General features: G+C 74.3%; 16 protein-coding genes and 4 pseudogenes. 10 read left to right on the forward strand and 10 right to left on the reverse strand.

The features are described 5' to 3' along the window. Positions 1 to 125 precede the first annotated feature (125 nt). From AC067U_RS00880 to AC067U_RS00890, 3 genes are all read left to right on the forward strand, one after another. Positions 126 to 755: a hypothetical protein gene (locus tag AC067U_RS00880; protein ID WP_478827460.1), complete on the forward strand. Its 630-nt coding sequence runs from the start codon at positions 126 to 128 to the stop codon at positions 753 to 755. A 177-nt stretch (positions 756 to 932) separates the two neighbouring features. After that, positions 933 to 1664: a response regulator transcription factor gene (locus AC067U_RS00885; RefSeq protein ID WP_478827461.1), complete on the forward strand. Its 732-nt coding sequence runs from the start codon at positions 933 to 935 to the stop codon at positions 1662 to 1664. Continuing rightward, positions 1661 to 3064, forward strand: coding sequence for a sensor histidine kinase (locus AC067U_RS00890; protein WP_478827462.1), 1404 nt, complete (start codon positions 1661 to 1663; stop codon positions 3062 to 3064). The genes AC067U_RS00885 and AC067U_RS00890 overlap by 4 nt, the downstream gene beginning before the upstream one ends. A 40-nt stretch (positions 3065 to 3104) precedes the next feature. Here AC067U_RS00890 and AC067U_RS00895 read toward each other — a convergent pair whose 3' ends face one another. Beyond that, the gene (locus AC067U_RS00895; protein ID WP_478827463.1) at positions 3105 to 4727 is read right to left on the reverse strand and encodes an FAD-binding oxidoreductase; all 1623 of its coding nucleotides are present in this window, start codon (positions 4725 to 4727) and stop codon (positions 3105 to 3107) included. A 63-nt stretch (positions 4728 to 4790) separates the two neighbouring features. On the opposite strand from AC067U_RS00895, the gene AC067U_RS00900 reads away from it, so the two are divergent. Continuing rightward, positions 4791 to 5525: a TetR/AcrR family transcriptional regulator gene (locus AC067U_RS00900; RefSeq protein ID WP_478827464.1), complete on the forward strand. Its 735-nt coding sequence runs from the start codon at positions 4791 to 4793 to the stop codon at positions 5523 to 5525. 53 nt (positions 5526 to 5578) lie between these two features. Here AC067U_RS00900 and AC067U_RS00905 read toward each other — a convergent pair whose 3' ends face one another. The 7 genes and pseudogenes from AC067U_RS00905 to AC067U_RS00935 all read right to left on the reverse strand — a co-directional run bounded on the left by AC067U_RS00905 (position 5579) and on the right by AC067U_RS00935 (position 10313). After that, the gene (locus AC067U_RS00905) at positions 5579 to 6937 is read right to left on the reverse strand and encodes a phosphatase PAP2 family protein (RefSeq protein WP_478827465.1); all 1359 of its coding nucleotides are present in this window, start codon (positions 6935 to 6937) and stop codon (positions 5579 to 5581) included. A 209-nt stretch (positions 6938 to 7146) separates the two neighbouring features. After that, positions 7147 to 7553 (reverse strand): annotated as a pseudogene (locus tag AC067U_RS00910) (ATP-binding cassette domain-containing protein); the annotation flags it as partial. Continuing rightward, positions 7532 to 7795, reverse strand: a pseudogene (locus tag AC067U_RS00915) (MFS transporter); the annotation flags it as partial. The pseudogenes AC067U_RS00915 and AC067U_RS00910, both read right to left, overlap by 22 nt. After that, positions 7792 to 8067: pseudogene (locus tag AC067U_RS00920) on the reverse strand (dipeptide epimerase); the annotation flags it as partial. The pseudogenes AC067U_RS00920 and AC067U_RS00915, both read right to left, overlap by 4 nt. Next, a pseudogene (locus tag AC067U_RS00925) lies at positions 8067 to 8294 on the reverse strand (hypothetical protein); the annotation flags it as partial. The pseudogenes AC067U_RS00920 and AC067U_RS00925, both read right to left, overlap by 1 nt. A 112-nt stretch (positions 8295 to 8406) precedes the next feature. Next, on the reverse strand, positions 8407 to 8997 hold the full coding sequence (locus tag AC067U_RS00930; RefSeq protein ID WP_478827466.1) for a hypothetical protein: 591 nt from the start codon (positions 8995 to 8997) through the stop codon (positions 8407 to 8409). Continuing rightward, on the reverse strand, positions 8994 to 10313 hold the full coding sequence (locus AC067U_RS00935) for a molybdopterin-dependent oxidoreductase (RefSeq protein WP_478827467.1): 1320 nt from the start codon (positions 10311 to 10313) through the stop codon (positions 8994 to 8996). Before AC067U_RS00935 ends, AC067U_RS00930 begins: the two co-directional genes overlap by 4 nt. 241 nt (positions 10314 to 10554) lie before the next feature. Between AC067U_RS00935 and AC067U_RS00940 the strand changes: the two genes are divergently transcribed. The 4 genes from AC067U_RS00940 (at position 10555) to AC067U_RS00955 (ending at position 13795) form a co-directional block, all read left to right on the forward strand. Continuing rightward, a complete protein-coding gene (locus AC067U_RS00940; protein ID WP_478827468.1) occupies positions 10555 to 11619 on the forward strand; it encodes an NAD-dependent epimerase/dehydratase family protein in 1065 nt (354 codons plus the stop codon). A 186-nt stretch (positions 11620 to 11805) separates the two neighbouring features. After that, positions 11806 to 12522 carry a glycosyltransferase family 2 protein gene (locus AC067U_RS00945; RefSeq protein WP_478827469.1) on the forward strand — a complete coding sequence of 239 codons (717 nt, stop codon included), beginning with the start codon at positions 11806 to 11808 and terminating at the stop codon, positions 12520 to 12522. After that, on the forward strand, positions 12519 to 13139 hold the full coding sequence (locus tag AC067U_RS00950; RefSeq protein ID WP_478827470.1) for a TIGR04282 family arsenosugar biosynthesis glycosyltransferase: 621 nt from the start codon (positions 12519 to 12521) through the stop codon (positions 13137 to 13139). The genes AC067U_RS00945 and AC067U_RS00950 overlap by 4 nt, the downstream gene beginning before the upstream one ends. Further along, complete coding sequence (locus AC067U_RS00955; RefSeq protein ID WP_478827471.1) at positions 13136 to 13795, forward strand: methyltransferase domain-containing protein; 660 nt, start codon at positions 13136 to 13138, stop codon at positions 13793 to 13795. The genes AC067U_RS00950 and AC067U_RS00955 overlap by 4 nt, the downstream gene beginning before the upstream one ends. Positions 13796 to 13915: 120 nt before the next feature. Here AC067U_RS00955 and AC067U_RS00960 read toward each other — a convergent pair whose 3' ends face one another. Together AC067U_RS00960 and AC067U_RS00965 are read right to left on the reverse strand one after the other, a co-directional pair. Further along, positions 13916 to 14320: a hypothetical protein gene (locus tag AC067U_RS00960; RefSeq protein WP_478827472.1), complete on the reverse strand. Its 405-nt coding sequence runs from the start codon at positions 14318 to 14320 to the stop codon at positions 13916 to 13918. Further along, the gene (locus AC067U_RS00965) at positions 14320 to 15471 is read right to left on the reverse strand and encodes a molybdopterin-dependent oxidoreductase (protein WP_478827473.1); all 1152 of its coding nucleotides are present in this window, start codon (positions 15469 to 15471) and stop codon (positions 14320 to 14322) included. The genes AC067U_RS00960 and AC067U_RS00965 overlap by 1 nt, the downstream gene beginning before the upstream one ends. 105 nt (positions 15472 to 15576) lie before the next feature. Between AC067U_RS00965 and AC067U_RS00970 the strand changes: the two genes are divergently transcribed. Both AC067U_RS00970 and AC067U_RS00975 read left to right on the forward strand, forming a co-directional pair. Further along, the gene (locus AC067U_RS00970; RefSeq protein WP_478827474.1) at positions 15577 to 17019 is read left to right on the forward strand and encodes a glycosyltransferase 87 family protein; all 1443 of its coding nucleotides are present in this window, start codon (positions 15577 to 15579) and stop codon (positions 17017 to 17019) included. 183 nt (positions 17020 to 17202) lie between these two features. Then, positions 17203 to 18705, forward strand: a complete 1503-nt coding sequence (locus tag AC067U_RS00975; protein WP_478827475.1) for a SulP family inorganic anion transporter — start codon at positions 17203 to 17205, stop codon at positions 18703 to 18705. The last annotated feature ends 15 nt before the right edge of the window (positions 18706 to 18720 follow it).

Genomic DNA, 18720 nt, shown 5'->3' on the forward strand with positions numbered 1-18720 from the left:
CGCAGTCCCCGCCCCGTCGTCCCCGCACTCCTCCCGGTCCCCGCGATCCCCTGAGCCCCGCAATCCCCTCAGTCCCCGCAGTCCCCGCAGTCCCCGAATCCGATCCCTGCGCAACAGAGGCACACATGAACCCCTCCCGCTCCTTGCGGCACTCCCGGAAGGCGCGCGTCGCGGCCGCCCTCCTCTCCCTGGCCGCCCTCTCCGCGTGCGGCGAGCAGCCGGCCGAGGACACCGGCGCCTCCGCGTCCACGGCGTCCACGGCGTCCACGGCCCCCGAGGCGTCCGGAGCGCCCGCCGCTGCCGGGACGGCCACGACGCGGTTCACCGAGAACGGCGTCACCGTCACGCTGTCGGTGTCCGGTTGGAAGTCCTCGAAGGGCACCCTCACCACGGTGTTCAGCCCCGAGGAGAAGGGCTTCCACCTCTACAGCACCGACCTGCCGGCCACCGGCGTCGAGGGCGTGGGCCGGCCGACCGCGGTGGCCGTCACCGGGGCCCTCACGGCCGAGGGCCGGCTGAAGGCCTCCGCCCCGGTGCAGAAGATCCGCGTGCCCGGGGTGAACGCGCCGGTCCCGGTCTATCCGGACGGGCCGGTCACCACCACCCTGCCCATCCGCGCGGACCGCAACGGGGACGCGACCGTGATGCTCGGCTACGCGAGCTGCAGCACGAAGGAGGGCTGCACCATTCCGGTCGCCGACCGGCCCGTGCACCTCCGCGTCATCGGCGACGACCTCAGGTTCGCCGTCCACTGACCGGTTCCCCACGGGACCGGATCCTCATCTCCGCTCCGCCCTGCCGGGCGAGGGGACGGCAGGGCGGAGCGGCGTGGAACACCCCGCCCGGCGGGACGGAGCCGGACGGAACGGGGCGAGGCGGAAGCTCGGCCACCTGTCCGCGGACCACCGGCTCGAAGCCCCTAAGGTGTCCACATGCCGAGCGTCCTGGTCGTGGAAGACGACCCCAGCATCCGCCAGTCACTGATCGAGGTCCTGACGGAGCACGGGTACGCCGTGCGCAGCGCGGCCGACGGTTTCGGCGGTCTGCGCGAGGTCACCCAGGCGCCCGTCGACGCGGTGGTCCTCGACCTGGGACTGCCCGATCTGGACGGAGGCGACGCACTGCGCATGATCCGGGGCATATCTTCCGTTCCCGTGCTGGTGTCCACCGCCCGGGACGACGAGACCGAGATCATCAAGATCCTCAACGCGGGCGCCGACGACTACCTGGTCAAGCCCTTCTCCGGGGGCCAGCTCATCGCACGGCTGTCCGCCGTCCTGCGCCGCACCAGCCACGTTCCCCCCGCCGGGGCCGTGGCGGGCCTGCCCGGTACGGCGGTGGCCCCGGCGGCCGAACCGCTGCGCCCGGTCACCGTGGGCGAACTCGCCGTGGACCCGGGCGCCCGGACCGCGTACCTGGCCGGCCGGGAGCTCCGCCTCACCCGCCGGGAGTTCGACCTGCTGGCGTTCCTCGCCCTGCACTCGGGCCAGGTGGTCTCCAAGCGCCGTCTGCTGACCGAGGTCTGGCGCGAACCGTACGTCGACGACCAGACCGTGGACGTGCACCTGTCCTCGCTGCGCCGCAAGCTCGGCGAACGCGCGGCGGCCCCGCGCTACCTGCTGACCGTACGCGGGGTCGGCATCAAGCTGGTGGCACCGCGTTGAGACGCTCGCTGGCCGGAGTGGCGCTCGCCGTGACCTCCATGGTCGCGCTCTCCTTCCTCATACCGCTGGCCGCGCTGGTGATGTCGCTCGTCAAGGAGCAGGGCGTCACCGCGGCCGAACAGCAGGCCGCCGCCCTGGCCCCGGTCCTCACCGTGACCACGGACCCGGCCGCGCTGCGGGAATCCGCGGCGAGCCTGGACTCGGCCGAGCACCTGGTCGTCCATCTGCCCGACTCCGGCCCCCTGGGCAGCTCCAAGGCGCCCGCGGCCCTGCTCGAACGGGCGCAGGAGGGGCGCGAGTCCATCTCCCAGGAGATCCCTGACGGCTGGATCTGCCTGCAGCCGGTGGTGCTCCCCGGTGACCGCGTCGCCGTCATCGAGAACTTCGTCCCCGAGGCGGAACTGACCCGCGGCGTCACGGAGTCGTGGGCCGTGATGACCTTCCTCGCCGTGGGCCTGATCTGCGGTTCCGTGCTGGTCGCCGACCGGCTCGGCGCAAAGGTCGTCCGGTCCTCCAAACGGCTCGCGCAGGCCTCGCACGCGCTCGGCCGGGGCGATCTGGACACCCGCGTGGACCCCATGGGCCCCAGGGAACTGCGCGACGCCGGCAAGGCGTTCAACGCGATGGCGCAGCGGATGACGGAGCTGCTCGCCGTGGAGCGGGAGCTCGTCGCCGACCTGTCGCACCGGCTGCGCACCCCGCTGACCGCCCTGCACCTGGCGTCGGAACGCATGGCCGGCACCCCCGAGTCGGCCCGGGTGGAGGCGGCCGTCGGTGAACTGGAGACCGAGCTCCAGGCCATCATCGCCGCCGCGCGCACCCCGCTGGCCGTGGGCCCGATGGGCCAGGGCCTGCTCGGCGCGGAACCGTCCTCCGGCCGGCCGGCCGCCGAAGCGGCGGCGCCCGGGCCGCGCTGCGAGGCGGCCGAGGTCGTCCGCCGCCGCACTTCCTTCTGGTCGGTGCTGGCCGAACAGCAGGACCGGTGCTGCTCCCTGGACCTGACCCAGGAACCCACCGCCGTCGCCCTGTCCGACGACGACGTCGCCGCCGTGGTGGACGCGCTCATCGGCAACGTCTTCCGGCACACCCCGCCGGGCACCCCGTTCGGTGTCCAGGTGGTCCGCACGGCGCAGGCCGTGGAACTGGTCGTGGAGGACGGCGGACCGGGCATCCCGGACCCGGACCGGGCCCTCTCCCGCGGGAGCAGCACCGGTTCCACCGGGCTCGGGCTGGACATCGCGCACCGGGCGGCGAACGCCACGGGCGGCTCGGTGCGGATCGCCCGCAGCCCGTTGGGCGGCGCGCACATCACCGTGAGGTTCGCCCTGGCGGCGCCGGCCATGACCGGACGCCGCCCGCGCATCTCCCGCCGCCGTACGGCGCGGGTGCGCAAGGGATAGCTCCCGTTCGGTCGAGGAACCGCTCAGTCCACGAGCACGCTCAGTCCACGAGCACGCCCGGGTTGAGGATGCCCTTGGGGTCGAGTGCTCCCTTGGCGGCGCGCAGCGCGAGGGCGAAGGGCTCGGGGCGCTGCCGGTCGTAGGCGCTGCGGTGGTCCCGGCCGACGGCGTGGTGGTGGGTGATGGTGGCCCGGTGCCGGTGCAGGACCTCGCTCGCCACGGCCTTGAGCTCGTCCCAGACGGCGACCTCGTCACCGGGCCGGCCGGCCGAGAGCACGGTGAAGTACGGGGCCGCGCCGTCGGGGTAGACGTGGGTGAGCCGGCAGTTGACGGTCGCGGGGTACCCGGTCGCCTTGAGCGCCGCCGCTGCGACCTCGGTGCGTACGTCCTCGATCAGCGCGGGGATCCGGTCCCAGGTGGCCGCCGTCTCGAAGGTCTCCGCGATGGCGCCCATCCTGGCGAGACCGTCCCGGAGGTAGGGCATCCGCAGGAAGGCCGCGCGCCAGGCGGACACGGCGGCGTCGGCCGGGGCGCCGTCCCCGGCGCCGCCGGTGGCCGCGGCGCCGTCGGGTCCGCTGCGCCGGCCGCCGTAGCCGCGGGCCAGGTCGACGGCCCGTTCCAGCCGGGCGGCGACGGGGGCGTCCGCCGACTCGAAGCCCAGGACGAGCACGGCGGACCCGTCCTGCGCGGCCCCGGCGAGGCCGGCCTCGCCGGCGTCCAGCAGGCGGCAGTTGGCCGGGGCCAGGTCGGACTGCGCGACCGCCCGTACCGCCCGGAGCGCGTCGTGGAACTCGGTGAAGGCCACCGATTCCGATGCCTTGTGGACGGGGCGTTCCTGGAGGCGGACCCATGCTTCGGTGATGATGCCGAGGGCTCCTTCGGAGCCGAGGAACAGCCGGTCGGGCGAGGGGCCGGCGCCCGAGGCCGGGAGCCGCCACGAGGCGCTGGTGCCGGACGGGGTGACGACGCGCAGGGACTGCACGAAGTCGTCGATGTGGGTGCGGCCGGTCGCGTAGTGGCCGCCGGCCCGGGTGGCGAGCCAGCCGCCGAGCGAGGAGAACTCGAAGCTCTGCGGGAAGTGCCGCAGGGTGAGTCCGTGGGGCCGCAGCTGGTCCTCCAGGTCAGGACCGAGCGTGCCGGCCTGGATGCGGGCGGCCCGGCCGTCGGTGTCGACCTCCAGGACGCGGTCCATGGCGGTCAGGTCGAGGGACAGCACGGCGCGGTGGGCGTCGCCCCGGTACTCGACGCCGCCGGTGACGGAGGACCCCCCGCCGTAGGGGACGACGGCGACCTGCCGGTCACCGGCCCAGTCCAGCAGGTCGGCCACCTCCCGGTCGTCCGTCGGGCGGGCGACGAGGTCGGGGACGCGTCCGGGGCGCCCGCGCAGGGCTCGTATCACGTCGCGGTACGCCTTGCCCATCGCGTGGGCGGCGCGATCGCCGGGGTCGTCGGTGACCAGGTGCGCCAGACTCGCGGGCGGTTCGACGGCGGGGGCGCCGATGCGCAGGTCGCGGACGTGCGGGACGGGGAGCGGGCGGGCGAGGGTGCCGGGCAGCAGCGCGCCCATCGCGGTGCATTCCTCGTCGTCGGGGTGGGCGTCGGCCCAGCCCCACCCCCACCAGGAGCGGGTGCGGGACGTCGGCTGCGGGGTGGTGCCGGTCATGGTGCGCTCCGAAGGTCGCAGGAATTTACCCAGGGGTAAATTACTTACGGATAATATCCCTCCATGGCAACCCCACGGTCGAAGACGGCAAGCGCGGAGCCGAGCACGGACGGAGCACCGCCGAAGGCGGCGGGCGGACGGCCGAGGACGGCGAGCCCCCGGCGGAAGACGGCGACCGCGACCGCGAAGGCCGGCACCAAGGGAGTCCCCCGGGAGCAGCGCCGCCGGCAGATCCTCGCGGCCGCGACCGAGGAGTTCGGCGCCCACGGCTACGCCGTCGCCTCGCTCGCCTCGATCGCCGCGCGCGTCGGCGTCACCAAGACGCTGCTGCACCAGTACTTCGGCACCAAGGAGGACCTGTACGTCGCCTGCCTGGACCCCGTCGGCGACCGGCTGCTGGGCGCGATCCGGGACGCGATGGGACCGGACGGGGCCACGCCGGACACCCCCCTGCGGGTGCTGCACGGCATCTTCGCCGCCCTGGAGGGGCAGCGGGAGGCCTGGTTCGTCCTCTACGACACCACCCTGCCGCCCGACGGCGAGGCCGCCGCCCGCGCGGCCGGCTACCGGTCGGCCATCGACCGCCTCGCCGCCGGCGGCACCGCCGACCTGCTGCACGCCACCGGTTCCACCGACCCGCTGGACGCCGATGCCCTCAAGTACGTCTGGCGCGACCTCGTCGCCACGCTCGTCCGCTGGTGGGTGAAGCACCCCGAACAGTCACCGGAGGCCATGACCCGGCGCTGCGCCCGCCTCTTCGCCGCGGCGGCCGCGCTCACCCCCGGCCCCCCGGCCTGACCCCCGCGCACCCGCCGGCGCCGGGCCGGTCCGGCACGGCCGGCGGCGCGGTCTCACACCGGTTCGGGCTGCGACTCGCGCTTCGATTCGTGCTGCGCCGCGTGCTGCGCCTCGGGGTGGGGTTCGCGCCGCTGGACCGGCAGGCACACCGGCCCGGCCGCCTCCTCCCGCTCCCACCGCCGGGTGGTCCGTACGTAGGCGTGGATCACCGAGGCCGTCGCCAGGACGAGCAGCGGGCCGAACACCCACGGCTGCGCCGCCATCTCTCCCGCGAGGAAGCGGTACGAGGCCAGGAGCACGGCGAAGACCACGGCGCCATGGGCGACCAGCAGGCCCGCCCGCCGGTCCCAGCCGCGGGCCTGGGCGCGCAGGGCCGTCTCGACGGTGAGCGTGAACACCACGCCGGCGATGATGTCGGCGCCGTAGTGGTAGCCGAACCCCAGCGTCGCGCCGAGCGTGGCGATCAGCCAGAAGGTGCCCGCCCACCGCAGGGCCCGGGGGCCCTTGCGGGAGTGGATGAAGATCGCGGCGGCCCATGCCGTGTGCAGGCTGGGCATGCAGTTGCGCGGGGTCTTCCCGTCGAACGGCATCGCCTGCGGCGCGGTGATCACCGGGGGCGTGTGCGGCCACAGGTTGGCCACGGCCCACTGGCCGCCGTCGGCGCCGTAGGCGAAGATCGGCCCGACCACCGGGAAGAGCATGTAGACACCGGGCCCGAGGAGGCCGATCACCAGGAAGGTGCGCACCAGGTGGTGGCGCGGGAAGCGGCGCTCGGCCGCCACGGTGCGCAACTGGTACAGGGCGACGACCACGGCCATCACCGGGAGCTGGATGTAGACCCACTCCAGGACGTGGAAGCCGACCGTGCCGGTGGATTCGACGATCCGGCCCGCCACCCAGGACGGGTTGCCCAGCGCGTGGTCGGCGGCGGCCACGTACGGGTCGAGCACCGTCGGGCGGGTCCTCGACGTGAGCATCAGCCAGGTGTAGCCGGTCTTGCGGCCGGCGACCAGCAGCAGGGCGAGCCCGACGCCCTTCAGCAGCAGGGCGCGTTCCCGGCCGGTGCGGCGGGTGACGGCGATCACGGCGCAGGCCAGGGTCACCCACAGCGCGCCGCTGCCGAACATCGACTCGGCGCCCACGGCTCGCCGTACGCCCCAGAAGACCAGGTCGATGCCGACGGCGGCGCCGAGCGCGAGGAACCGCTGCCGCCAGGTGAGCACGACCAACAGCAACGCCAGGCCCGCGTACAGCACCGTGCCCGACTGCGGAGCGAAGATCACCTCTCGGGTCTGGATGGTGATCGGGCCCGGCACGCCGTAACGGTGCGCGGCGATCTCCAGCGCGACGAGGAAGCCGAGGCCGATCACACCCAGCGCGGTCCAGAGCAGGACCCGTGGCCGGCTCCGCACCGGGGATCCGGTGCCGCCGCTTGCTCGCGAAAACGCTCGCGATATCCCAGATATCACTATGTCAGCCGATGTTCATACTTCAAGGCGGTCGTTGTTGGCCCGAACATGCTAACGGAGCGCCCGCCTTCGGCCCGGAACCCGCGAAAGGCCGCCCCTTGGCACGAGGGGACGGCCTCTCTCCTCCTGAAGTGGCGCCCGGACCAGCCGCACACCAGGGTCATCGCCTCCTGTTCCCGGAGGCCGGCGAGGTGGGTGAGGACGGCATCGCGGGTGGCGGCGTCGAGCCCGGAGGTGATCTCGTCGCACAGGACGTCCGGCCTGGCCAGCAGCGCACGGGCCAGGGCCGCCCGTTGGAGTTCGCCGCCGGACAGCGCGCCCGGGCGCCGCAGGGTCAGGTCCTCGGCCAGCCCCAGCTCCTCCAGGGTGCGTACGGCGGCCTGCGGGCGGTGCCCCGGTCGGCGCCGCGCACCCGGACCGCGGTGCGCGCGACCTGGTCGAGGACCGGCCGGTGCTCGTCGAAGGCCGCCTCGGGGTCCTGGAACACGTACTGGACAGAGGCGAGTGCGCTGCGGGCACGGGCGAGGAGGCTGCGGGGCAGCCTGACCCCGTCGAGCAGATCACGCCGCGGGCCCCGAGGCGGTCGGCGGCGGATCCCCCGATCAGGAAGAGCCCCTGCTGGCTGAGGTTGCGCAGGCCCAGGACCAGGCCGACCACCGCCGCCGACAGCCCGAGGTCGTCGGTGAGGTGCGTGGCCAGGTACGGGATGAGCAGGTAGAAGCCGCTGTTAACGCCGAGCTGGTTGACGAGCAGGAGCCGCACGGCCGGCGGGAAGCCGCGCACCGCGGCGATGGTTCTCATCGTGCGGCGCCCACGGGTATGGCGGCGCGGGGCAGCACTCCCAGCCCGCCGCGCGGGGCGGGGCCTACGATGCCGTCGGAGCCGCCGATCCCGGACCACGGATCGTCGGCGAGGAGCAGGTGCCCGTCGAGCTCGACCCAGCGGGCCCGGCCGACCAGGTGGACGGCGGGCGCGATGCCCAGCGAACTGGCGGTGAGGCAGCCGAGCATGAGGTCGGTGCCGCTGCCGTCCAGCGCCGCGTGGATCCGCAGCGCGGCCCGTACGCCACCGCAGCCTCCGGGGGGAGCGCGCCCGGCTCCACCGCACAGGATCCGACGGCCGCATCGAGCCGGAGGCTGAGCACCTCGTTGCGGTAGCCGCTGCTGCGTCCTACATCCCGGGCGCGGAGCACTTCTGGCGCAGCATGGCCACCGAGGTCTTCGACGCCCGCACCACCGGTGAGCACGGAGGCTTCGGGACCGTCCACTTCGAGATCCCGCTCCTCCCAGCGGGAGCGGATTCCGGACCGGGGACGGGACCTGACCGGGAGCCGGCCGCGGTCGGCTGACTGCCGGCGGCGCTCGCCGGGGAGGCCGCCGCGGTGCCGCCGGGCGCGCGCTGCGCCGGCGGCGTCACTTCCCCGCTCTGCGCGCCCGCGCCTGTGCCCTCGCCCGTGCGCGGGCCTCTGCGCGGGCGCGGGCGCGGGCCTTCCGCGCGTCCCTGCCGCCGTTCCAGAGCCGCACGGCGAGCACGGCCGCCGACGCGGCGAACAGGAAGGCGGTGATCAGCAGCCATCTTCCCAGGAAGACGTCGGCCGGCAGGCCGGTGGCGACCGTGTAGTGGCCGACCTGCCGGAGGACCAACGGCCAGTACACCAGCAGCAGGACGCCGGAGACGAAGGCGGGTACCCGGACGTGGTTGACCCCCGCCCGCGACCTGTTCCGCCCCTCCCCCCGCCCGTCCCCCTCCTCCCCGGGGCGGTATCCCAGGACGTGCTGGACGGCCAGGTCGGTGACCGCGTACAGCGGCAGGAGGACGAGGTCGTGCAGGAGTGCCGCCCCCACGAACCACACGGCCACGCCGAGGGTGTCGCCCTTGAGCAGGCGCAGGCCGGCATAGCAGGCCAGGGCGAAGGAGGCGAGGACGAGGAGCAGGTGGAGCGGGGAGGCGCCGTAGCGGCGGCGGAAGGCGGTCGCGGCAGCCTGGGCGGTGGGGGGCTTCACGAGGGTTGCCCGAAGGTGAGCCGGGTGACCCACTTGGTGTTGTGGACCCCCGGCGCGCCGGGGACGATCACCCGGGCGGGGTAGCCGTGGTCTCGGGAGAGGACGGCCCCGTTGACCCGTACGGCCAGCAGGGAGCGGTCGTCACGGACTTGGGGGGCGCTCAGGACGACCGAGCCGAACGATCCGCCGCGCTGGACGGATTCGACCAGTACCTGCGGGGCGCGCTCGGCGTCGAGGCCGACGAGAGCCGCCAGCTCGGTGAGCCGGACCCCGCTCCAATGCTGGTCGGAAGTCGACCAGCCCTCCACGCAGGCGATGGGCAGCCACGCGTCGTTCCGGGGCAGGGTCAGCAGCCGGGCGTAGGTCAGGTCGACCTGACGGCCGGCGCCGCGTACGGTCAGCCGCCAGGCCGGCCCGATGTCGGTGGCGCGGATGCCGACCGCGGCGGCGGTCTTGTTGATCTGGAACCCGTTCGGCCCGGATCCCGGGTCCTGGCCGTGCGGCGCCAGGAGGGCCGTGCGCCGCAGCCACCCGTCCACGTTCTGCCCGGCGGTCACCACGAGCAGCGCCAGCGAACCCAGCCCGACCATCCCCAGCGCGCCCCGCCGGGTGATCGTGGGTTCGGCCGGGCGGGGCGAGACCAGTCCCGCCGCCTCCTCGCTGTCGGGCGGCGGCTGCCGTGGCCCGGCGCTCAGGGCCCGCACGGCCCTTTTCAGCCGGAAGGCCACGTGGACGACGAAGGCACCGATGAACACCCAGGCACCGTAGAAGTGGAGCGTGTAGAAGGAGCCCGGGAAGACGTAGTGGAGCTGCACGTTGAGGATGCCGGTGACGAACTCGAACCCGGCGCCCCCCACCAGCAGGAGCAGGGAGAGCCGCTCGGCGGCCTGGGCGGCCGAGCGCACGGGGGGCCAGGCGAAGAGTTTGGGGATCACCGACCACAGCTTCGCCAGGAGCACCGGCACGAGCACGATCCCGAGCGTGACGTGCACTCCCTGCGTGACCCGGTAGAGCCAGTACGGGGACGTCGGCCAGGGGAAGAGGTAGAAGCCGAGCCACCCCTTGTCGGGGGTCTGGTCGTTCACCGCGGCGAGATCCGGTTCGTACGCGGCGTACGACAGCAGGCCCGTCACGAAGAGGACGGTGACGCCGAACAGCAGGACGAATCCGAACACGGCGGTCAGCCACGGCCCCCTCAGCGGGCTGCGCCAGAACTCCGGACGCGACGGCCCCCGCCGCGGGCCGGCCGCCCACCCGGACGCCAGGGCCGACCGCAGGCGCGCGTTCCCGCCCTCCCCGTCGCCGCTCGCGTCCATGGGGCACCTCCGCCGCTTCCGCTTTCCGGGACTCACCGAGCAGCCCCCGCCTACGAGAACACGCCCGCCCCACCGCAGGTACCGGAGGTCCCGTGACACGCCGACCCGGAGTCACGCATGGCGGCACCGGGCCTCGCGGGGTACGGATCCGGGGCCCCGCCGCGGCCCGGAGCATGACGGAAGCCTTACGCGCACGCGCCGCAGGGCCCCGGTGGCTCCCGCAGTGCGTAGCGTCCGGAGCATGCGCGTACTCGTCACCGGAGGAGCCGGGTTCATCGGCTCCCACATCGTCACCGCCCTCACGGCCCGCGGGCACGACCCCGTCGTCCTCGACGCCCTGCTCCCCGCCGCCCACCCCGGCACTCCGCCCCTGCCCGATACGGAGTTCGTCCGGGCCGACGTACGGGACGCCGACGCGGTCCGGACGGCGCTGCGCGGAGTGGACGCGGTGTGCCACCAGGCGGCGATGGTCGGCCTCGGCAAGGACTTCGCGGACGCCCCCGAGTACGTCGGCTGCAACGACCTCGGGACGGCCGTGCTGCTGGCGGAGATGGCCGCGGCCGGAATCCGGGAGCTGGTCCTCGCCGGGTCGATGGTGGTCTACGGAGAGGGCCGGTACACCTGCGGGCGGCACGGAACGGTACGCCCCGGGCCGCGGCGGACCGAGGACCTGACGGCAGGGCGGTTCGAGCCCCGCTGCCCCGACTGCGGGGCCGAGCTCGCTCCGGGCCTGGTCGGCGAGGACGCTCCGGCGGATCCCCGGAACGTGTACGCGACGACGAAACTGGCCCAGGAGCACCTGGCGGCGTCCTGGGCCCGGTGCACGGAAGGGCGTGCGGTGTCGCTGCGCTACCACAACGTGTACGGGCCGGGGATGCCGCGGGACACCCCCTACGCCGGGGTGGCCTCGTTCTTCCGGTCCGCACTGGCCAGGGGCGAGGCCCCACGGGTCTTCGAGGACGGTGCGCAGCGGCGGGACTTCATCCACGTCACGGACGTGGCCGCGGCGAACGTGGTGGCGCTGGAGGCCGTCGGCGGGATGTCCGCCGGAAGGCTGACCCAGTACAACACCGGCAGCGGGGAACCGCACACGGTCGGCGAGATGGCGTCCGTGCTGGCCTCGGCGCACGGCGGGCCCGCGCCGCTGGTCACCGGCGAGTTCCGGCTCGGCGACGTACGGCACATCACGGCCGACTCGGTCCGGCTGCGGGACGAACTGGGCTGGCGCCCGGAGGTCGGCTTCGCCGACGGGATGGCCGAGTTCGCCCGGGCCGGTCAGCGGGCGCCGGCGGGCGCCGCGGGCTGAAGGCCGCACGCAGGACGGAACGCTCCGGGGCCGGCCGACACCACCGTCGACCGGCTCCGTCTCAGGCTGACCCCGGAAATCGCGCCGCCCGGGACGGGCCGGGGCTGCCGCCGTGCGACGTGGCGTCCGCGTTTCGTAAGGTCTTCGGGCGCCTTTCCCCGCCTTCGGGTTCCTACGGTGTGGAGGGTGACTCCTTCTGCTTGCCGTCCGCCCCGCGCGGACCTCGTACTCCCCTGTCTCGACGAGGCGGAGGCCCTGCCCTGGGTGCTGGCACGGGTGCCGGCCGGGTGGCGGGCCATCGTCGTCGACAACGGCTCCACCGACGGCTCGGCGGACATCGCCCGAGGCCTCGGCGCCACCGTCGTGCACGAGCCCCGGCGCGGCTTCGGGGCCGCCTGCCACGCCGGGCTGCTCGCCGCACGCGCCGAACTGGTCTGCTTCTGCGACTGCGACGCCTCCATGGACCCCGGCCTGCTCGCCCCGATGGCCGAGCGGGTCGCGGCCGGCGAGACCGACCTGCTGCTCGGCCGGCGCCGACCGCGGGAACGCGGCGTGTGGCCGGCGCACGCCCGCGCCGGGAACCTCGCGCTGGCCCGCATGCTGCGCCGCCGGACCGGGCTGCGACTGCACGACCTCGGCCCGATGCGGGTCGCACGCCGCGAGGCCCTGCTCGGCCTGGAGCTCACCGACCGGCGCAGCGGCTACCCCCTCCAGATGGTCGTCCGCGCGGCCGACGCGGGCTGGCGGGTGGCCGAGACGGACGTCCCCTACCTGCCCCGGTCCGGGAAGTCCAAGGTCACCGGTACGTGGCGGGGCACCTGGCACGCCGTACGCGACATGCGCCGGGTGCTGGCCGAACCGCCGGGCACCCGGCGCACGCCGGCCGAGGGGGCCTCCGCATGAGCACCCTCCTCGTCATCGCCAAGGCTCCCGCCGCGGGCCGCGTGAAGACCCGCCTGATCCCGGCGTTCACCCCGCAGCAGGCGGCCGACCTGGCCCTCGCCTCGCTCCGGGACACCCTGGCCGCGGTCCTGGCCACACCCGCCCGGCGCCGGGTCCTGGTCCTCGACGGCCCGCCGGGGCCCTGGGTCCCGGACGGGATCGAGGTCGCCCCGCAGGGGACGGGCGGCCTGGACGTCCGCCTGGCCGCCGCCTTCGCGCTGGCCGACGGACCGGCGCTGCTCATCGGCATGGACACCCCGCAGGTCACCCCGGGCCTCCTCGCGCCCGGGCTCGACTTCACCGGGACGGACGCCTGGTTCGGGCCCGCCGACGACGGCGGGTTCTGGGCGCTGGGCCTGGCGGAGCCCGACCCGGCGCTGCTGCTCGGGGTGCCCATGTCCGTGGCGCACACCGGTGAGGTCCAGCGGCGGCGGCTCACCGACGCGGGGCTGGCCGTACGGGACCTCCCCGAGCTGTGCGACGTGGACACCCCCGCCGATGCGGCACGGGTCGCCGCAGCCGCGCCACGGACCCGTTTCGCCGCCCTGCACTCCGGCCTGTGCGCGGTGGCGCGATGACCGCCGAGCTCACCGAACCGGCCACCCGCACCTGGCAGGCCGACCCGTACGCCGACGCGCTGCGCGTGGGCCGGGGCCCGCTCTACCTCCGGCGCCACGACGGCTGGCTGCTGCCGCTCGACGTCGAGCGGTGGTGCGCGGAGCCCGACGCGGCCGACCTCACCGTCCTGGCCCGGTGCAGCGGACCCGTCCTCGACATCGGTTGCGGACCGGGCCGTCTGGTCGCGGCTCTGGCCCGGCGCGGCCGTACGGCACTCGGTGTGGACGTCTCCCCCGAGGCGGTGGCCCGTACCGTGCGGACGGGTGGCAGCGCACTGTGCCGGTCGGTCTTCGAACCCCTTCCCAGAGAGGGCGCTTGGGGCACGGTCCTGCTGATCGACGGCAACATCGGTATCGGCGGGGACCCCGCCGCCCTGCTGCACCGGGCCGCCGAACTGACCGCACCCGGCGGCTCCCTGCTGGTCGAGGCCGCCACCGCCGATGTCGACGAACGCGTCGAGGTCCACGTCGAGGACGGCAACGGCGGCCGTGGGGCGTCCTTCCGATGGGCGCGCCTCGGCACCCGGGCCCTGTGCGCCGAGGCGAGGGGCGCGGGCTGGACCCCGTACGACACCTGGCAGACGGCGGGGCGGCACTTCGTCCACCTCACCCGCTGAGGGTTCCGCGCGGCGAACCGCCGGGGTGGGATCCGCGGAACTGCGGTCCCACCCCGGCGGCTTCTGCGTGCGACGCTCCGAGCACACGCTCCGAGCACCCGCTCCGGTCACACGCTCCGGTCAGGCTCTCCGGACCACCCTGCGCAGCAGGGCACGTGCACCGGCGCAGGCGGCGGTGAGCAGCGCGACGGCCGCCATGGCGAGCAGCCAGTTGCGCAGGTAGTCGAGCGGCAGGACGGTGGGGTTGGCCACCGGGCCCGGACGCAGGAGCGGAGGAAGCGCGATCGCGGTCAGGGAGCCCGCGACGACCAGGGCCCCGCGCGGTACCCCGCGCAGACGCCGTCCCGCCATGGCGGCGAGGGCGCCGATCGCGATCACGAGCGGCGCGACGAAGGCGTCGTGCACCACGACCGCGCCCCCGAGCCAGAGGGCGATGCGCCACGGCTCGGGCTGCTGGAGCAGCAGCCACCCGCCCCAGCCCGCGAGCGCAAGTCCGAACCCGCCCGTCACGACGCGGAAGCCCATCACACGACCTCCAGTCGGCCGACCCATTTGGTCTGCAGGACGCCGGGCCGGTTCGGGGCGATGACGCGGGCCGGGTAACCGTGGTCCAGGGACAGCTCCTCGCCGTTCAGGCGGAGCGCGAGCAGCGTGAGCGGGTCCTGCGCGTAGTGCCGCCCCATCTCCGTCACCCGGTAGGCGCCCGCCGCTTCGAGGGAGACCACACGGGCCCGCGCGGCCGGGCCGCCTCCCGCGCGTTCCAGGAGGTCGCGTATCCGTACCCCGGTCCAGCGGGCGGACTTGCTCCAGCCCTCCACGCAGGCGATGGGCAGGGTGGCCTCGTGCTGGGGCATGGCGCGCAGCTCGTCCAGCGTCAGGGTGAAGGGCCGGGGCCCTTCCACGGTCAGCCGCCAGTCGGCCAGCGAGGCCCGGGTGACGCGCGCGGCGGCGGCCGTCCGGTTCACGGGCAGACCCTGGAGTCCGTGGGCGGGGCTGCGCGGGCCGAACAGCTCCAGCGGGCCGAGCGCGGTCACGGACTGTCCCACCGTGGTCAGCGTCACCGCCCCGACGGCGGCCGAGACGCCGAGGAGGAGCCGGCGCCGGTCCGGCCCGTCGGTCTCGGGCAGGGCGAGTGTTCCGGGGGAACGAAGGGTGAAGTGGTCCCGGATCTGCGGCCATTGCACGGCGAGGTGCAGGAGCAGGGAGCCCAGCAGGAGCCAGGCGACCGCGTAGTGCACAGGAACGAAACCGAAGGGCCAGGGATACCACTGGAAGGTGTTCAGCAGACCGGTGAACAGCTCGAACAGTGCGGCGGCGACGAGGACGGCCACGGAGATCCGCTCCAGGGCGTGGCGAGCCGATCGCACCGGGGGCCAGCCGAACAACCGGGGGTAGACCGCCCACAGTTTCGCGAGCAGCAGCGGGATCGCGGCGATCCCGGACGCCACATGGAGGCCCTGGGTGAGCCGGTAGCCCCAGTACGGGCGGCTCGGCAGCCGGTCGACGAGCCAGCCCGGGGGGTGCTGGAGGTAGTGGCTCACGACACCGGTAGCGAAGCAGACGGCCATGGCCAGGCCGAGCCAGCGGCCGATCGCGGTCGCGGTACGGGCATCGTGCAGGCGCGCCTTGAAGGTCACGGGCGGCCCCGGAGGCAGGGTGATACGCATGCCCCCCATCACACCTCCGGCGAGGCCCGCGCAGGCGGCCGGAACACCTTACGAAACACGGACGCCCACGGCGCCGACCCCCTTCGGACGCCGATTCCTGGAACGCTTCCGCAGGTGAAACCCCTTGGCTCCGTCACCCCTCGCACCGCGCTCCTCGCCACCGCACTGGCCCTGTCGGCGCTCACGGCGGTCCTCGTCCTCACCGTCCGGTACGGGGGCTACTTCAGCGATCCCGACGGCCTGTTCCGGTGGTACGCGGCCGGCTGGGCGCTCTTCGCCGTGGCCCTCCGGGCGCTGCGACGGGTCCCGGGCCGCCATGTCGCACCGCTGATCGTGGCGGGGGCCGTGGCCGTCACGCTGACCGGGCTGGCCGGGCCGCCGCGGACCAGCACCGACTCCTTCCGCTACGCCTGGGACGGCCGCGTCCAGTCCGCCGGGGTCTCCCCGTACGACCACACCCCTCAGGACCCGGCGCTCGCCCGGCTGCGCGACCCCTGGCTCTTCCCCACCGGCACCGCCTGCGCGGGCCCCGACCTGGCCCGCGTCCCGTCCGCCGGAGGCACCCGGCACTGCACCCGCATCAACCGGCCCGCCGTCCACACGATCTACCCGCCCGTCGCCGAGGCGTACTTCCTGGCCGTCGACCGGCTCTCCCCCACCGGCGCCCGGCACAAGCCGCTCCAGACCGGCGGCGCCCTGATCTCCCTCGGCGTCACGGGCACGCTCCTGCTGATCCTCCGACGACGCGGCGACGACCTCCGCAAGGCCGCCTACTGGGCCTGGTGTCCGGCCGTGCCCATCGAGGCCGTCAACAACGCCCACATCGACGTCCTGGGCGTGCTCCTCGCAGTCGCCGGACTCGGCCTCGTCGCCTCCCGCTCCCTGAACCGGCGGGCGGCGGGCGGCGCGCTGATCGGCGCCGCCATCGCCACCAAGCTGATGCCGGCCGTCGTTCTCCCCGGCGCCCTGGCCGGGGTCCGGCGCGTCCGCGACGCGGCCGCCGTGCTGTTGCCGGCCGCCGCCTTCGTCGTACTCGCCTACCTCCCCTACGTCCTCCTCTCGCACGAGTCGGTCTTCGGCTACCTCGGCGGCTACGTACAGGAGGAGGGCTACGAGGACGCCTCGGCCGGGTCGCGCTACTCACTCCTGCGCCTGGTCCTGCCCGACTCCTGGGCGTTCCCCGTACTGGCCGCCGTCATCGCCGGCATCTCCCTGTGGGTGATGTGGCGCGGGGACCCGGGGCGCCCGTGGAGCGGCGCCCTCACCGTGACCGGCTGGGCGTTCGTCCTCCTTACGCCCGGCTACTCCTGGTACGCCCTCCTCCTGGTCGCACTCGTCGCCCTCGACGGACGCTGGGAATGGCTGGGCATCGCGCTCGCGGGCGCCGCCGTCTACGTCCTCGCCCCCTCCCTCGGCTACCCGCCGGCGCTGAGCAACCTCGCGTACGGTGCCACGACCGCGCTCGTCCTGGTGATGGCCCGGGTCCGACGCCGGGTCAGGGCGCAGCGGGGCGAGGACCGCACCGAGCCCCGGCCGCACACCCTCGGTTCCCGGTGACGTCCGGCCGTGCGCCGAGCTGCTCCCGGATCCGCCGGGCCGGACCTTCGTCGTACGTCATGCCCCCACCGCCGGGCGGGGGACCACGATCGGCCCGGGCGCGGCGCCGGTACCGTGGGGGATCGTCCCCGCCCCCGTACGCCCGCCCGCCGGCGGTGTGCCCGCCCGACAGGTCTGCCCGCCTTGCCCCACTCCGCCGTTTCCGCAGCCGCCCGGCTGCGCTCCTTCCGCCCGTCCTGGCTTTCACCGAAGGTGCTGCGCACAGAGGTGCTGGCCGGCCTGGTGGTCGCGCTCGCGCTGATCCCGGAGGCCATCTCCTTCTCGATCATCGCCGGGGTGGACCCGGCGATCGGGCTGTTCGCCTCCTTCACCATGGCCGTCACGATCGCCGTGGTCGGCGGCCGGCCCGCGATGATCTCCGCCGCGACGGGGGCGGTCGCCCTGGTCATCGCCCCGCTCAACCGGGAGCACGGCTTCGGGTACCTGGTGGCCGCCGTCATCCTGGCCGGGGGCCTCCAGATCGCGCTGGGCGCGCTGGGCGTCGGCAAGCTGATGCGGTTCATCCCGCGCTCGGTGATGGTCGGATTCGTCAACTCCCTCGCGATCCTTGTGTTCATGGCCCAGGTGCCCCAGCTGCGGAACGTGCCGTGGGCCGTGTACCCGCTCTTCGCCGCCGGTCTGACCCTCATGGTCCTCTTCCCGAGGATCACCACGGCGGTCCCGGCTCCGCTGGTCTCGATCGTGATCCTCACGGTGATCACCGTCGCCGCGGGCATCGCCGTGCCGACCGTCGGCGACGAGGGTGCGCTGCCGTCCGCGCTGCCCGTCCCCGGACTGCCCGACGTACCCTTCACGCTCGACACCCTGGCCACCGTCGCCCCGTACGCCTTCGCCATGGCACTCGTCGGGCTGATGGAGTCCCTGATGACGGCACAGCTCGTCGACGAGATCACCGACACCCGCTCGTCGAAGACCCGGGAGGCCGTCGGGCAGGGCATCGCCAACATCGTCACCGGCTTCTTCGGCGGCATGGGCGGCTGCGCCATGATCGGCCAGACCATGATCAACGTGAAGGTCTCCGGCGCCCGGACCCGCCTGTCCACCTTCCTCGCCGGCGTGTTCCTGATGGTGTTGTGCATCGCCTTCGGCCCGGTCGTCTCCGACATCCCGATGGCCGCCCTGGTCGCCGTCATGGTCATGGTCTGCTTCGCGACGTTCGACTGGCACTCCGTGGCGCCCGGGACGCTGAAGCGGATGCCCGCGGGCGAGATCACCGTCATGGCGGTCACCGTGGCGTGCGTCGTCGCCACCCACAACCTCGCCGTCGGAGTCGTCACGGGGTCCGTGACGGCGATGGTCGTCTTCGCCAGGCGCGTCGCCCGGCTCACCGACGTCACCGCGGTCACCGACCCCGACGGCAGCCAGGTCGTCTACGCCGTCACCGGCCAGCTGTTCTTCGCCTCCTCCAACGAACTCGTCGGCCGCTTCGACTACGCCGGCGACCCCGGCAGGATCGTCATCGACCTCTCCGCCGCCCACATCTGGGACGCCTCCTCGGTGGCGGCGCTCGACGCGATCGAGCACCGCTACGCCCAGCGCGGCAAGACCGTCGAGATCACGGGCCTCAACGGGCCCAGCTCGAAGCTGCACGACACCCTCAGCGGCGAACTCACCGCGGCGGGATGACACCACGGTCCACAC

Source organism: Streptomyces sp. NPDC043853 (assembly GCF_056436025.1).